Here is a 15,261-nt window from a genome sequence, read left to right as displayed (position 1 = left end):
CGCTCCGCGTCGACTCCCTCCTCCGCCTTGCATCCGCACCAGACCCCGCTGACGCACGTTGATCAGGCGCTGTTCGTTTTCTCCGGCACCATCCGCCCGGCAGGCCCCAGGTCCACCGGTCCCACGCCGGCCCGCCGGGCGAGCGCCACGGCGGCCAGGGTCGAATGGACGCCCAGCTTGCCGAGGACGTTCTGCATGTGGGTGCGCACGGTGTGCGGGGAGAGGAACAGCCGTTCGGCGACGGCCTTGCGGCCCAGGCCCGCGACCATGCAGCGCAGCACCTCCCGCTCGCGCGGGGTCAGCGACTCCACCAGCCGCTCGCTCTCGGTGCGGTGCTTGCGCGCGGCCGTCAGCTCCTTGAGAACGCCGGTGAGCAGGGCGGGCGGCAGATGGGTCTCGTCGCGCAGCACACCCCGGATCACCGACAGCAGCCGGGAGAGGGAGCAGTCCTTGGCGACCCACCCGGAGGCGCCGGCCTGCAGCGCGAGGGCCGCGCGCCGGGGATCGTCCTTCTCGGCGAGGACCACGGTCCGCACCGCGGGCTGTGCCGAGCGGACGCCCACGACCAGCGAGATCCCGTCCACCAGGCCTTCCTCGTTGCCCTCCTGGACGGGCACGGCCGGGCGGACGCCGGGCAGGTTGCCGCCCAGGTCGGCGTCGACGAGCAGGACGTCGTAGCGGCGGCCTTCGGCGGCCGCTCGTTCCAGGCAGCGCAGCGCGGCCGGGCCGCTGCCCGCGGCGGAGACGTCGACGTCGGGCTCGGCGGCCAGCGCCGCGGCCAGTGACTCGGCGAAGATGCGGTGGTCGTCGACGACCAGGACTCGAATGCGAACCACGAAACCCCCTTCCCCAGGCTCCGCGCGGAGCAGGGGATACCCAAGGTCCGGCTGAACGACGAGGCGCGCGGACACGACACCCGCGGAAGGAACGCCGACCGCACGGCCGCCGCCGTTGCGGACACTGCTACCCCCACCGCGGGTGCCGTACCCGCCTGTCTCGCCCCCTGATCGGCACCGGCCCCCACCGGTGCTGTTCCTCAGAGTACGGATGGGAGCACGGAGCGGAAGTCGATTTACAGAACTGGCCGTCCGGCACGTTTATGGTGTGCCGCATGTTTCGTATTGAGGCGGAAGTCGACAAAGGCCGACGTGATCTGCTCCGCTCCCGGCTGAGGGACACCAACACGGCGGCATCCCCCGTCCTCGCGGCCCTGCGCGGCACGCCCGGCGAGCGCGAAGTCCCGCTGCACGTGTGGGCACTGGACGCGGCGGGCGACCTGGCGGGCGGTCTGGTCGGCCACACCTGGACGACCTGGCTGCACGTCACCTACCTGTGGGTCGACTCCCGCCACCGCGGCGCGGGCCTCGGCACGCGCCTCCTCGCCGAGGCCGAGCACATCGCCCGCACCGCCCGCGGCTGCACGACCGCCCGGCTGGAGACGTGGGACTTCCAGGCCCCGGAGTTCTACACGAAGCAGGGCTACGAGGTGGTGTGCGTGATCCCCGACTATCCACCGGGCATCACGGAGTACTCGCTGACGAAGTGTCTGGCCTGACGGACGCTCACTCCGCCGCGGACAAAGGCGCCGGAGGCGGGGGCGGGTGGGGCGGCCGGGGCGGAACCCGGGGCCCGGGCGGCCCCACCGGTGGCGTCGGCTGGGGTTCCAACGACCGCCGGGGGCGGGGCGTCGGCTGCCGGGGCATCAGCGGCGGGGCCGGGGCCGGCGGGGGCGGAGGGGGCAACGCCGACTCGTCGTCCACCAGCACGGGACCGCCCGCCCGCAGCCGCTCGACGGTCCGCTCGGCCCGGCGGCGGGCCCGGGGGTCGTCGTCGCGTTCGTGGAAACGTGGGACGTCACCCCGACGGAGAGCGCCCGCAGCAAGCGGCCGGTAGCCGAGCGCGTGGGCGATCTCCACCATGCGGCGAGCCTTCTCGGCACAGACGCGGCCGAACCGCAGGTGGACACGGCCACGGCCGTCGAAATGCGCGACGATCTCGTCGTCCTTCATCAGCCGTCCTCGTAGGGGGGGCAACTCTTGGGGAAAGTCGCGGGAACCCTTGCACCCGGCCGGCCTGTAGGCGTGCTCAGTGAGCTGCATCCGTGTGGAATGCCGATCGGCCGCCTGAGCCTTCAGCTGCTCCCACTCCTCCCACGCCATGCGTGGCCTCCCCCGTGTCTCCTGGTGTACCGCCGCAGGGCGGTAATGGCCATGTGCATTACCGGCCGGTGCCAAGTGCCCCGTCTGAGCTTGGTACTTCGGCGGCCGGTGCCACGGTCCGGGAAGGACGGCACCGGGCCCCGTGCACGTGGATCGCGCACGAGGCCCGGTGAGGGCCGGGGGAGTCGATGCCGTCAGTTCATCCGCCGCGCCCCCGCCGCCGGCACCGCCTCGAACACGCGGGGTGTCATGAAGCCGGCCGCGGCGAAGGCCTCCTCGACCGCCTTGGTGAGGGTGTCCACGTCGGTCGCCTCCGCCAGGACGATCGCCGAGCCGCCGAAGCCGCCGCCGGTCATCCGGGCGCCGAGGGCGCCGTGCGCCAGGGCGGTGTCGACGACCAGGTCCAGCTCGGGGCAGGAGATGCGGAAGTCGTCGCGGAGGGAGGTGTGGCCCTCGGTGAGGACCGGGCCGATCGCGCGGGTCTCGCCGGAGCGGAGGAGTTCCACGACCCGCTCGACCCGCTGGTCCTCGGTGACGACGTGCCGGACCAGGCGGACGACCTCCTCCTCGTCGCCGAGCCGGGCCAGGGCGGCGTCGAGTCCGGCGTAGGGGATGTCGCGCAGGGCGTCGACGCCGAGCAGGGCCGCGCCCTTCTCGCAGCCGGCCCGGCGCTTGCCATACTCGCCACCGCTGTGGGCGTGCTTGACCTGCGTGTCGACCACCAGCAGGCGCAGCCCCTCGGCCGCCAGGTCGAAGGGGATCTGCCGCTGGGACAGGTCGCGGGTGTCGAGGAAGAGGGCGTGGCCCTCCTGGCAGCAGGCCGACGCCGTCTGGTCCATGATCCCGGTCGGCGCGCCGACGTAGACGTTCTCGGCACGCTGGCACAGGCGGGCCAGCTGCCAGCGCGGCAGGCCGAGCTCGTACAGGTCGTTGAGCGCGAGCGCGATCACGACCTCCAGAGCTGCCGAGGAGGACAGGCCCGCGCCGGTCGGGACCGTGGAGGCGAGGTGGACGTCCGCGCCGGTGACCGGGTGCCCGGCCCCGCGCAGGGCCCAGACCACGCCCGCCGGGTAGGCCGTCCAGTCCTGGTCGCTCCGCGGGGCGAGTGCGTCCGGCGACAGCTCCACGACCCCGCCCTCGACGTCCGCCGAGTGCAGGCGCAGGACGCCGTCGGTGCGGCGGGAGACCGCCGCCGTCGCCTGGTGCGGCAGCGCGAAGGGCATCACGAAGCCGTCGTTGTAGTCGGTGTGCTCGCCGATCAGGTTGACCCGGCCCGGCGCCGCCCACACTCCCTCGGGCTCCGCTCCGTACAGTTCGGCGAAGCGCTCCCGGACCTGCTGTGCCCCCACTACTGCTCCCTTGCGATGCTCTGCGCGAACTCCCACGCGTCCGCGACGATCCCCGCGAGGTCCGCGCGGGACGGGTTCCAGCCCAGCTTCTCGCGGGCCGTGTCCGCCGAGGCGACCAGGGCCGCCGGGTCGCCGCCGCGGCGCGGTGCCACCACCTCGGGGATCGGGTGCCCGGTGACCTTGCGGACGGTGTCGATGACCTGGCGGACGGAGAAGCCGCTGCCGTTCCCGAGGTTGCAGACCAGGTGCTCGCCCGGCTGCGCGGCCGTCAGGGCCAGCAGGTGGGCCTCGGCCAGGTCGGCGACGTGGATGTAGTCGCGGACGCAGGTGCCGTCCGGGGTGGGGTAGTCGTCACCGTAGACGGAGATCGCCTCGCGGCGGCCCTGAGCGACCTGGAGGACCAGCGGGATCAGGTGCGACTCGGGGTCGTGGCGCTCGCCGTACGCGCCGTAGGCACCGGCCACGTTGAAGTAGCGCAGGGACACCGCGGCCAGGCCGTGGGCGTTCGCCTCACTGGTGATCATGTGGTCGACGGCGAGCTTGGTGGCGCCGTAGGGGCTGGTCGGCCTGGTCGGGGCGGTCTCCGCGATCGGGACCTGCTCGGGCTCGCCGTAGGTGGCCGCCGTGGAGGAGAAGACGAGCCTGCGGACACCCGCCTCGCGCATCGCGCCGAGCAGGGCCATGCTGCCGGCGACGTTGTTGTCCCAGTACTTCTCCGGCTTCGCCACCGACTCCCCGACCTGCGAGGAGGCGGCGAAGTGCAGCACGCCGTCGTAGGAGGCGTCGAGCCACTTGGCGGCATCGCGGATGTCGCCCTCGACGAACGCGGCCCCGGCGGGCACGCCCTCGCGGAAGCCGGTGGAGAGGTTGTCGAGGACGGTGACCTCGTGGCCGGCCTCCAGCAGGTGCTGGGCCACGACACTGCCGACGTAACCCGCGCCACCCGTCACCAGGTACTTCATGAACTCGCTACCTCTCGCAGTCGCTCGGCCGCGCGTTCCGGCGGCACGTCGTTGATGAACACGCTCATGCCGGACTCGGAACCCGCGAGAAACTTCAGCTTGCCGGAAGTGCGGCGAATGGTGAAAAGCTCGAGGTGGAGTGCGAAGTCGTCCCGCGTGACACCGTCGAACTCCTCCAGCGTGCCGAAGGGGGCCTGGTGCCAGGCCGCGATGTACGGCGTCGGAGGCTCCTCCACGGTGCCTTCCCCTCCCTCCCGGCCGTCGAAGATCCGGTCGAAGCGCCTCAAGAGTTCCAGATAGATCTGGGGAAATTCTGTGCGTGCCGCCTCGTCGAGCGCGAGCAGATCGGGCACCCGGCGCTTCGGGTACAGGTGGACCTCGTACGGCCAGTGCGCCGCGTAGGGCACGAAGGCCGCCCAGTGTTCACCCTCAAGGACGACCCGCTCGTCGGCGAGTTCCCGCTCCAGGACGGCGTCGAACAGGTTCTCCCCGCCGGTCGCCTCCTTGTGGGCGGCGAGCGAGCGGAGCATCAGCGCGGTGCGGGGCGTGGTGAAGGGGTAGGCGTAGATCTGTCCGTGCGGATGCCCCAGGGTCACACCGATCTCTTCACCGCGGTTCTCGAAACAGAACACCTGCTCGACGGAGGGCAGATGCGACAGCTCCGACGTCCGGTCCGTCCACGCGTCCAGCACCAGGCGCGCCTGCTCCTCGGTGAGGTCGGCGAAGGAGGCGTCGTGGTCGGAGGTGAAGCAGACGACCTCGCAGCGGCCGGAGTCGCCGGCCAGCGAGGGGAAGCGGTTCTCGAAGACGACGACGTCGTACGAGGAGTCCGGGATCTCGCTGAGGCGCTCGCCCCGTGTCGGGCACAGCGGGCACTCGTCGGCCGGTGGATGGTAGGTGCGGCCCTGACGGTGGGAGGCGATGGCCACCGAGTCGCCGAGCAGCACATCGCGGCGGATCTCGGACGTGGTGACCGTACGGTCCAGCGGACGGCGGTCGACGGCGGTCCGCACGCTGTCGTCCCGAAGGTCGTAGTAGATCAGTTCACGACCGTCGGCCAGCCGTGTCGAGGTCTTCTTCAACGCCGGACTCCTCTACGTCCCGCACCCAATCACTCAACACAATCAAACATAACAGATCACAACCCGACAACACCTCGGCCCATCACGATCAAACAAAGAACCCCAACAGAAGTGTTCAATTGCTGAACGCGGAGGCGTAGGTTCCGCTCTGGATCAGTTCGCGCAACGAAGCGAGTTCTCATGCAAACCCCCACACACGCCCCCACCTATCTGGCGGCGCAGCTACGGCTCCCCACCAACTGGCTGGACTACACGATCCTGGCGATCTACTTCGTCGTCGTCCTCGGCATCGGCTTCGCGGCCCGCCGCTCGGTGAAGACCAGCCTCGACTTCTTCCTCTCGGGACGCTCGCTGCCCGCCTGGATCACCGGCCTCGCCTTCATCTCCGCGAACCTGGCCGCCACCGAGATCCTGGGCATGGCCGCGAACAGCGCCCAGTACGGCGCCTACACCGTGCACTGGTACTGGATCGGCGCCATCCCGGCCATGGTGTTCCTGGGCCTGGTGATGATGCCCTTCTACTACGGCAGCAAGGTCCGCTCGGTCCCCGAGTTCCTGCTGCTGCGCTTCGACCGGGGCGCTCACCTGCTCAGTTCGATCCTGTTCGCCTTCGCAGCCATCCTGATCGCCGGCGTCAACCTCTACGCCCTCTCGATCGTCGTCGAGGCCCTGCTCGGCTGGCCGCAGTGGGTGGCCATCGTGGTCGCCGGCGCCTTCGTGCTGGCGTACATCACGCTGGGCGGCCTGTCCTCCGCGATCTACAACGAGGTGCTCCAGTTCTTCGTGATCCTGGCCGCCCTCATCCCGATCACCGTCCTCGGCCTGAAGAAGGTCGGCGGCTGGGGCGGCCTGACCGACAAGCTCACCGCCACCCACGGCCACAACTTCACCACCGCCTGGGGCGGCACCGGCATCGGCAGCAGCAACCCGCTCGGTGCCAACTGGCTGACGATCGTCCTCGGCCTCGGCTTCGTCCTCTCCTTCGGCTACTGGACCACCAACTTCGCCGAGGTGCAGCGCGCCCTGTCCGCGAAGAACCTCTCCGCCTCCCAGCGGACCCCGCTGATCGCCGCCTACCCGAAGGTCTTCTTCGTCTTCCTGGTGATGATCCCCGGACTGGTCGTCGCCGCGCTCATCCCGAACTTCGGCACTCCCGGCTCCGGCTACCAGTACAACGACGCCATCCCCTACCTGATGCAGGAGCTGCTCCCCAACGGCGTGCTGGGCATCGCGGTCACCGGTCTGCTCGCCGCGTTCATGGCCGGCATGGCCGCCAACGTGTCGTCGTTCAACACGGTGTTCACCAACGACATCTGGGGCCGCTACGTCGTGCGGGGCCGCGAGGACGGGTACTACGTGCGCTTCGGCCGCCTGATCACCGCGATCGGCGTCGTCGCCTCCATCGGCACCGCGTTCCTGGCGTCCTCGTTCTCGAACATCATGGCCTACCTGCAGACGCTGTTCTCCTTCTTCAACGTGCCGATGTTCGTGGTCTTCATCGTCGGCATGTTCTGGAAGCGCGCCTCGGCCAGGTCCGGCTTCTGGGGGCTGCTCGCCGGCACCGTGACCGCGATGGTCAACTACTTCGTGTTCTACAAGAAGGGCATCATCTCGATCCCCTCCGACCAGGGCGCCAACTTCGTCTCCGCCATCGCGGGCTTCGTCGCCGGCGCGGTCGTGATGTTCGCCGTGTCCCTGTTCACCACGCCGAAGCCGGCGCACGAGCTGCAGGGCCTGGTCTACGGCACCCGCTCCCCCGGCATGGCCGAACCGCCCGCCCCCGGCGACGACGCCTGGTACCGCAGGCCCGCCCTGCTGGGCTGGGGAGCGATCATCCTGGCCGCCGTCTGCTACATCCCGTTCTCGTTCTGACCGCGGGAGGATGAGGAAACCATGACCGAGCACTCGCGCCGTCACGAGCACCACGAGCCCTTCCACTACTCCGAGGACGACGTCCAGCGGGAAGTCACCGAGCTGGAGGGCAAGTCCGCGACCGCGGCCCGCATCTTCGACCTGCGCCGCATCATCGGCGGCCTGTTCGTGCTCTACGGCGTCATCGTCACGATCGTCGGCATCACCGACTCCCAGGCCGCCATCGCCAAGGCCCAGGGCGTCAACATCAACCTGTGGACCGGCATCGGCATGCTGCTCCTCGGCGTCTTCTTCCTGGCATGGCTGAAACTGCGGCCGACCCCGCCGCCGTTGCCTCCGGAAGGCCTGCCGGAGGAGCCGGTGGAGCCGGGGAAGAACGAGTAGGGCGCAGCCCCGTCGCCCGCGGGGCGGGGGTCCGCTACGACTCCGGCCCCGCCGTCAGCGGCCCCGCACGGTCCAGCAGCCCCGTCCGCGCCGCCAGTGCCGCAGCCTCCAGGCGGGAGCCGACCCCCAGCTTCATCAGGACCCGCTGCACATGCGTACGCGCCGTGCTCGGAGCGATCCCCATCCCGGCGGCGATCAGCCGGGTGTCCTCCCCTTCGGCGACCCTGACCAGCACCTCCACCTCGCGCGGCGTGAGCATCTGCAGCAGCCGCTGCCCCTCGTCATCGGGCTGCGCCGCCGGATTGAGCAGCTCGCCGAAGGCTCCCTGCAACAGCTGAGGAGCCACCGCCGCCTCACCGGCCCGGGCCTTCATGATGGCCCGCTCGACCCCCTCGATCCGCTCGTCGTGCCGTACGTACCCCGACGCACCGGCCGCGAAGGCCGCCGCGATACCCCTCGGTGACGGCACCGGACCCAGCACCAGCACCGCCACCTGCGGCCGCTCCCGCTTGATCTTCACCACCGGGTCGAACGCCCCCGGCTCGGCCGGCGCCGCCGTGCCCAGCAGGCACACCTCCGGCGCCCGCGCGATCACCAGATCGGCCGCGCCCACGGCCGGCGCCGCCGCCGCGAGCACCCGGTGCCCGCGCAGCTTCAACGCCGACGCCAGTGCCTCCGCGAGCAGGCGATGGTCGTCGACGACCATGAGCCGCACTCCCATAGAGCAACCCCCCAGTCCCCCCCATGGATGCCCCACTATGGACGCCCACCGGCCCACCACGACAGAGGCCCCCCGGCACCCCGCCCTTCATGCCCCCGGAAGCTACACGCTTGTTCGACGTCGCGCTGCCCCTATGAAGGAGAAGTGCCCCGGATCGATGAAATCCGGGGCACTCCCTGGTAATCCCTCGCATTCACCCCCGGGCGCTCGGAAGCGCCCCGGGGCGTACGATCAGCCGCCCGCGCCGAACGCGAGCAGCAGATACTCCTTGCCGTAGGAGACCTTGTGCGCGTACACGGCCGACATGTACAGCCGGCCCTGCCCGTACAGGATCTCCGCGTAGTCGGGGAGCATCGTGGTCTCCGCCTGCCGCACGTCCTGGGTGGCCGGGTTCTCCAGCAGCTCGTTCGTCTTGAAGGAGCCGCCGTCGATGCTGACGACCTGGCCGCCCTTGTCGTACGGCGGCCGCTTGTAGGCGAGCAGGTTGCCGCCGTCCATGCGCAGCGGCGAGAGCAGGTAGCCGTCGCCGGCCTCGGCGCGCTGGCCGGTCTCCTTGCCGGTGGCGAGGTCGAAGGCGATGATCTCGTTGGTCTTGCTGTACTTGCCGCTGCCGTCGTGATCCTCGGTCGGCACGTACAGCTTGCCGCCTCCGGCGACGACCTCCTTGCAGTCCTCGATGCGCGTGATGCCGTCGCAGCGGCCGGCGTAGGTGTCGCCGGGCGCGGAGATGCGGCTGAGCAGCCTGCCGGTCTTGTTGTCGATGGAGAAGTAGTCCGAGATGCCGCTGCCGTCTCCGGCGCTGTCACCGACGTCGGCGGCCACCACCAGCGGGTCGGTCGAGACGACACTGGCGTACTCGACGCCCGCCGCCATCCTGTAGTCGGAGATCACCTTCCCGGAGGTCGGGTCGATGGTCTGGATGTGCAGTTGGCGGTTGTCGTAGCTGCCGCACTTGCGCACCGCGACCAGCTTGGCGCCGCCGCCGTACCCGGCGTCGTAGCAGGAGTCCCCCGGCTTCGGCTGCCACAGCGCCTTGGCGGTGTCGATGTCGAACGCGGCACCGCCGTTGGTGCTGCCGACCGCGACGGTGTGCTGAGAGACCGTGACGTTGTCGAGGTTGATCGCGGTGTCACCGGCCTTGACCGTCTTCGTCCACAGCCGGGTGCCCGTGTCGAGGTCGACGGCGGCGACCTGGCTGCATCCCGCGGTGGAGTTCTTGGCGGGCATCTTCGGCTGGAAGACGATCGCCGTCCGGTCGTCCGCCGTCACGTGCCTGGCGGCCGTGCACACCGGGCCGGGCAGCTTGAGCGTCCACAGCTTGGTGCCCTTGGCGGGGTCGTAGCCGACGATCTCCGCGATCCCGCTCTTGGCGTACACCTTGTCGGTCAGCCAGGAGCCCGCGGTGACGACGGTGTCGTCGGTCTTGGGCAGCGGGACCTGGAAGAGAACCTTGGCGGCGGGGTTCGACGGCACCTTCTCCTTGCCGCCGGTGGACGTTCCCCCGGATCCGTTCTTGCCGCCCGTGCCCCCGCTGGAGCCGGCGGTGTCGTGCTTCTTGCCTCCGTCACCGGAGGACTTGGCGTACCAGACACCGCCGCCGACGATCAGGGCGATCACGACGAGCGCCGCGACGACGATGACGAGGGCGGTGTTGTTCTGCCCGCCGCCGGGCCGCGCGGGCTGCGGCGGCAGCGGCGCTATAGGGCCGCCCGGGTAGCCGTAACCCTGCTGCTGGGGGTAGGGGCCCGGGGTCGGCTGGGCGTACGGGTTCTGCTGCGCGCCCGGGTAGCCGTAGCCGGGCTGGGGCGGCTGCGCCGGCGGGGGGGCCTGGGGGTAGCCGTAGCCGGGCGGGGGCTGGGGCGGCTGAGGTGCCGGCGGTTGCTGCGGGTAGCCGTAGCCGGGTGGGGGCTGGGGCGGCTGGGGTCCCGCCGGCGGCTGGTCCTGGGGCGGGCCGAAACCGCCCTGCTGCGGCGGCTGGTTCGGTGGCGGAGGGGGCGGCTGGGTCATGACGGAGGTACCTCGGTGACGCTCTCGGGGCCGGGCGGCGGAAGGAGGACGGAAGACGGGCCGGGGCTCACTTGCCGAAAGCCATCATCAGCTTCTCCTTCGAGTCGTCGTTGCCGGTCAGCCGGGTGGAGGAGATGAAGAAGCGCCCGCCGACCCAGTCGACCGCACCGTCGAAGTAGCTGCTCTCGATCTCCGCGGTGCCCGAGGGGTTCTGCAGCAGCTTGGTCGTCGTGTGCGAGCCGCCGCCGGTCGGGATCGACACGACCTGGCCGCCGGCGTCGTACGACGGCCGCACATATGCGATGAGCTTGCCGCCCTCGGTCTTCAGCGGGGACATCGGCTCCTGCGCCGGCGACTTGACGCGCCACTTCTCCTTGCCGGTGGCGAGGCTGATGGCGACGATCTCGTTGGCGCCGGTGGTGGTGTCGGTGGGCAGGTAGAGCGTGTCGGCGTCGACGGCGACGCCCTGGCAGCCCTGCAGATCGCGCTCCAGGATCGCCCAGCCGCAGCGCGGGGCGAACTTCTCGTTCACCTTGACCTCCGAGCGGAACTTGCCGTCCTGGGTGAAGGTGGAGATGTTCCAGGCCTTCTTGTCCTCGTTGGTCAGGTAGACCACGAGCGGGTCGAGGGAGTACGTGCGCGCGACCTTCCAGCCCTTCTTGACCGGCTGCGTCCACTTGACCTTGCCGGTGGCCGGGTCCAGTTCCTGGATCTCGTCGTGTTCGTTGCTGCCGCCGGCGCCGCAGGAGGCCACCTGGACCAGCCGGCCCGCGCCGCCCGCGAACGCGCTCGGGAAGCAGGCCGCACCGTACTTCTTCTTGTCGTACAGCTTGTGGCCGCTGTCGATGTCGTAGGCCGTGCCCGACTGTGAACGGCCCACCATCAGCGTCTTGTCACTGACGCTCAGCTCCACGCTGATCGCGCTGTCGAACAGCTCGCCGTCGGCGACCTCGGCGCTCCAGCCCTTCTTGCCGGTGTCCAGGTCGATCTGCTGGAGCTGGTTGCACTTGGCGCGGTCGCTGACGCCGCTCATGTACGCCACGACGATCTTGTCGTCGGCCGACTTCCGCGGGGTGACCGCGCAGATCTTCTGCGGGAAGGTGATCGGGTCCCAGGCCGGGTTGCCGTTGCCCGGGTCGTAGGCGAAGACCTGCTTGTACGCCGCTTTCACCGCCGTCCTGCCGGTGAACCACATGCCGGGCGCGTCGGCGCCCGAACCGGGGGCGTCGGGTGCGCTCTTGTACCAGAGCACCTTCGCCTCGCCGGGCTTGCGGCCGTCGTTGAGGTTGTCCGGGTCCGCGCCGCCGTTGCCGCTGCCGTCACCGGGGTCGACCGGCGCGCCGGAGGACTGCTTGCCGTCGTCGCTCCTGTGGGCCACCGGCTTCTTCTTGCCGCCGTCGTCACCGCCGCTGGTGACCGCGTAGACGGTGCCGCCGATGACAAGCAGCGCGGCCGCCGCGGCACCGATGATCAGCGCGGTACGGCCCTTGGACGCCGGCTTCCCGCCGAGGGGGGCGCCGCCGGGCACGCCCGGGTACTGGGGCGGCTGCTGGGGGTGGCCGTAACCGGGCTGCGGGCCGTACGAGCCGGGCTGCGGGTCGTACGGGCCGGGCTGCGGGCCGTACGAGCCGGGCTGCGGGCCGTACGGGCCGGGCTGCTGGGGCTGGGCGTAGGGGCCCTGCGCTCCGGCTGCGGGTGCGCCGGGGGCTCCGTAGGGGCCCGGCTGGGCGTAGGGGCCGGGCTGCTGGGGATAGCCGTAACCGGGCTGGGGCTGCTGCGGCGGTTGCGGGGGCTGAGCCGGTGCCTGGGGTGGTTGGGCCGGCGGAAAGGGCGGCGTCTGCGGGGCTCCGAATCCGCCACCGTGCGACGGCTGGTCCTGCGGTGCTCCGAAGCCACCCTGCGGCGGCTGGTCGGGCGGCTGCGTCATCAGCGCTCTTCCCCCTCGTTCACTGATTTTTAGCCACGCCCTGAGGTTCGTTCACGGACCCAAGGTCGTACTCAGACAGTTCTCAGACGGCTCTTTCTATCACTGGGGGCAGACAGCGGACGGGGCCGTGCCCTCCCCTGTTCCCAAGGGAGGACCGGCCCGTGACACCGCTGTTATGCGCCTTCACGCCCCCTTCACACGGCGCGTGCGCCCCCGGCGTGAGATGCGAGAAATGTCAGGCGTCCTCTGCCAGTTCCAGCCACCGGAGCTCCAGCTCCTCCCGCTCACCGGTCAACTCCCGCAACTGGGCGTCCAGTTCGGCGACCTTGGCGAAGTCGGTGGCGTTCTCGGCGATCTGGGCGTGCAGCTTGGACTCCTTCTCGGAGATCCTGTCCAACTGGCGCTCGATCTTCTGGAGTTCCTTCTTGGCGGCGCGCTGGTCGGCGGCGCTCTTCTCCGTGGTGGCCGGCTTGGGCACCGAGGCGGCCTGCGCGGCGACCGCCTCCTCCATCCGCTGTCGCCGCTCCAGGTACTCGTCGATGCCGCGCGGCAGCATCCGCAGGGTGCCGTCGCCGAGGAGGGCGAACACCCGGTCCGTGGTGCGCTCCACGAAGAACCGGTCGTGGGAGATGACGATCATCGAGCCGGGCCAGCCGTCGAGGACGTCCTCCAGCTGGGTGAGGGTCTCGATGTCGAGGTCGTTGGTGGGCTCGTCGAGGAAGAGGACGTTGGGCTCGTCCATGAGCAGACGCAGGAGCTGCAGGCGCCGTCGCTCACCACCCGACAGGTCCCCGACCGGCGTCCACTGCTTCTCCTTGCTGAAGCCGAACGTCTCGCACAGCTGTCCTGCGGTCATCTCGCGCCCCTTGCCGAGGTCGACGCGCTCACGGACCTGCTGGACGGCTTCCAGGACCCGCGTGTTCGGGTTCAGCTCGGCGACCTCCTGGGAGAGGTAGGCGAGCTTGACGGTCTTCCCGACGGCGACACGGCCACCGGCCGGCTGCTCCTCGCCCTCGGTGCGGGCCGCCGCCGCCATGGCACGCAGCAGGGAGGTCTTGCCGGCGCCGTTGACGCCGACGAGCCCGATCCGGTCGCCGGGGCCCAGCTGCCAGGTCACGTGCTTGAGCAGCACCTTGGGCCCGGCCTGCACGGTGACGTCCTCGAGGTCGAAGACCGTCTTGCCGAGCCGCGAGGAGGCGAACTTCATCAGCTCACTGCTGTCCCGGGGCGGCGGGACGTCCGCGATCAGCTCGTTGGCGGCCTCGACCCGGAAGCGCGGCTTGGAGGTACGCGCGGGCGCGCCTCGGCGCAGCCAGGCCAGCTCCTTGCGGACGAGGTTCTGCCGCTTGACCTCCTCGGTGGCGGCGATCCGCTCACGCTCCGCACGCGCGAAGACGTAGTCGGAGTAGCCGCCCTCGTACTCGTACACGTCGCCGCGCTGCACGTCCCACATGCGGGTGCAGACCTGGTCGAGGAACCACCGGTCGTGCGTCACGCACACCAGCGCCGAGCGCCGGTTCTGCAGGTGCTGCGCGAGCCAGGCGATGCCCTCCACGTCGAGGTGGTTGGTGGGCTCGTCCAGGACGAGCAGGTCCTGGTCCTCGATGAGCAGCTTGGCGAGTGCGATGCGGCGCCGCTCTCCACCGGACAGCGGCCCGATGACGGTGTCGAGTCCCTTCGGGAAACCGGCCAGGTCGAGCCCTCCGAACAGCCCGGTCAGCACGTCCCTGACCTTGGCGTTGCCCGCCCACTCGTGGTCGGCCATGTCGCCGATGACTTCGTGGCGGACGGTGGCGGCGGGGTCGAGCGAGTCGTGCTGGGTGAGCACGCCGATGCGCAGCCCACCGGAGTGGGTGACGCGTCCGGTGTCCGCCTCCTCCAGCTTGGCGAGCATCCGGATGAGGGTGGTCTTGCCGTCGCCGTTGCGCCCGACGACCCCGATCCGGTCCCCTTCCTGCACACCGAGCGAGACGCCGTCCAGCAGGGCACGGGTGCCGTACACCTTGCTGACGTTCTCGACATTGACCAGGTTGACGGCCATTTCACTCCTGTGCGCGGGGATCTCAGCCTTCTAGCGTAGGGCCTCGCGGCGTGAGAGCAGGGCGCGAGGGGGTTGTCACTCTTTGTGATGACGTGATCGGGACACGGCCGCTACCGTGGAGGGCAGGCAGCAGGATCCCGCCCATGGGAGGAACCATGACCGCCGCCGAGTCCGTAGAGCACCGCCGTTCCTGGCCGGTGCCGCCCCCGGACGGCTACACCGTGGACGACCTGTTCACGCTGCCGGATCTCCCGCCGCACACCGAGCTGATCGACGGAAGCCTGGTTTTCGTGAGTGCCCAGCGGGACTTCCACAGCGTTGTCATCGACCTGCTGGTGAGCGAGTTGCGACGCACGGCGCCACGGGAACTGAGAGTCCGCCGTGAGATGACCGTCGTCATCGACCGTCGCAACGGCCCGGAGCCTGATGTCTCGATCGTCCGTGCGGAGGCCGTCAAGGGCCCGGAACAGACGTACTACCAGGTCGCTGATGTCCTGCTCGCCGTCGAAGTGGTGTCACCGGACTCCGAGGCTCGCGACCGCGACTACAAGCCGCACAAATACGCCGCGGCAGGCATCCCCCATTACTGGCTGGTCGACATGGCGGGCCAGGACCACCACCCGGTGGTCCAGGTCTACGAACGCGGCGAGGCCACCGGCACTTATGCACTGACCGGCACTTACCACGAGCACGTCAAGGTCAGCGTTCCTTACGACATCGACATCGACCTGACCGCCATCGACGCCCTCTGATCGCC

General features: G+C 70.3%; 13 protein-coding genes. 4 read left to right on the top strand and 9 right to left on the bottom strand.

Going from position 1 to position 15,261, the window contains the following annotated elements:
* Positions 1-62: 62 nt before the first annotated feature.
* Entirely contained in the window at positions 63-836 is a 774-nt protein-coding gene (locus tag ACFZDC_RS23590; RefSeq protein ID WP_391326749.1) for a LuxR C-terminal-related transcriptional regulator, read from the bottom strand.
* Between the two features lie 263 nt (positions 837-1,099).
* Here ACFZDC_RS23590 and ACFZDC_RS23585 point away from each other — a divergent pair, with 263 nt between their 5' ends.
* Positions 1,100-1,555: a GNAT family N-acetyltransferase gene (locus ACFZDC_RS23585; RefSeq protein ID WP_391326747.1), complete on the top strand. Its 456-nt coding sequence runs from the start codon at positions 1,100-1,102 to the stop codon at positions 1,553-1,555.
* Positions 1,556-1,562: 7 nt separating this feature from the next.
* Here ACFZDC_RS23585 and ACFZDC_RS23580 read toward each other — a convergent pair whose 3' ends face one another.
* The 4 genes from ACFZDC_RS23580 to galT form a co-directional block, all read right to left on the bottom strand.
* Complete coding sequence (locus ACFZDC_RS23580) at positions 1,563-2,009, bottom strand: hypothetical protein (protein WP_391326745.1); 447 nt, start codon at positions 2,007-2,009, stop codon at positions 1,563-1,565.
* A gap of 344 nt (positions 2,010-2,353) precedes the next feature.
* Positions 2,354-3,508: a galactokinase gene (gene galK, locus ACFZDC_RS23575; protein WP_391326743.1), complete on the bottom strand. Its 1,155-nt coding sequence runs from the start codon at positions 3,506-3,508 to the stop codon at positions 2,354-2,356.
* Positions 3,508-4,470, bottom strand: coding sequence for a UDP-glucose 4-epimerase GalE (gene galE / locus ACFZDC_RS23570; protein ID WP_391326741.1), 963 nt, complete (start codon positions 4,468-4,470; stop codon positions 3,508-3,510). The genes galK and galE overlap by 1 nt, the downstream gene beginning before the upstream one ends.
* Positions 4,467-5,552 carry a galactose-1-phosphate uridylyltransferase gene (gene galT, locus ACFZDC_RS23565; protein WP_391326740.1) on the bottom strand — a complete coding sequence of 362 codons (1,086 nt, stop codon included), beginning with the start codon at positions 5,550-5,552 and terminating at the stop codon, positions 4,467-4,469. The genes galE and galT overlap by 4 nt, the downstream gene beginning before the upstream one ends.
* Before the next feature lie 180 nt (positions 5,553-5,732).
* On the opposite strand from galT, the gene ACFZDC_RS23560 reads away from it, so the two are divergent.
* Both ACFZDC_RS23560 and ACFZDC_RS23555 read left to right on the top strand, forming a co-directional pair.
* Entirely contained in the window at positions 5,733-7,424 is a 1,692-nt protein-coding gene (locus tag ACFZDC_RS23560; protein ID WP_391326738.1) for a sodium/solute symporter, read from the top strand.
* Positions 7,425-7,445: 21 nt separating this feature from the next.
* Positions 7,446-7,808, top strand: coding sequence for a hypothetical protein (locus ACFZDC_RS23555; RefSeq protein WP_391326736.1), 363 nt, complete (start codon positions 7,446-7,448; stop codon positions 7,806-7,808).
* 34 nt (positions 7,809-7,842) lie between these two features.
* Here ACFZDC_RS23555 and ACFZDC_RS23550 read toward each other — a convergent pair whose 3' ends face one another.
* From ACFZDC_RS23550 to ACFZDC_RS23535, 4 genes are all read right to left on the bottom strand, one after another.
* Positions 7,843-8,529: a LuxR C-terminal-related transcriptional regulator gene (locus ACFZDC_RS23550; protein WP_391326734.1), complete on the bottom strand. Its 687-nt coding sequence runs from the start codon at positions 8,527-8,529 to the stop codon at positions 7,843-7,845.
* A 231-nt stretch (positions 8,530-8,760) separates the two neighbouring features.
* Positions 8,761-10,536, bottom strand: a complete 1,776-nt coding sequence (locus ACFZDC_RS23545) for a PQQ-binding-like beta-propeller repeat protein (protein ID WP_391326732.1) — start codon at positions 10,534-10,536, stop codon at positions 8,761-8,763.
* 67 nt (positions 10,537-10,603) lie between these two features.
* Positions 10,604-12,463 (bottom strand): PQQ-binding-like beta-propeller repeat protein, encoded by a 1,860-nt coding sequence (locus ACFZDC_RS23540; protein WP_391326731.1) that lies wholly within the window; start codon positions 12,461-12,463, stop codon positions 10,604-10,606.
* A 235-nt stretch (positions 12,464-12,698) separates the two neighbouring features.
* Complete coding sequence (locus ACFZDC_RS23535; RefSeq protein WP_391326729.1) at positions 12,699-14,504, bottom strand: ATP-binding cassette domain-containing protein; 1,806 nt, start codon at positions 14,502-14,504, stop codon at positions 12,699-12,701.
* A 143-nt stretch (positions 14,505-14,647) separates the two neighbouring features.
* Between ACFZDC_RS23535 and ACFZDC_RS23530 the strand changes: the two genes are divergently transcribed.
* On the top strand, positions 14,648-15,256 hold the full coding sequence (locus ACFZDC_RS23530; protein WP_391326728.1) for a Uma2 family endonuclease: 609 nt from the start codon (positions 14,648-14,650) through the stop codon (positions 15,254-15,256).
* Positions 15,257-15,261 lie beyond the last annotated feature (5 nt).

This window comes from Streptomyces sp. NPDC007905 (assembly GCF_042959345.1).
Classification (GTDB): domain Bacteria; phylum Actinomycetota; class Actinomycetes; order Streptomycetales; family Streptomycetaceae; genus Streptomyces.
Note: the sequence above shows the minus strand (reverse complement) of the source record. Positions and strands in the feature narration are given on the sequence as shown.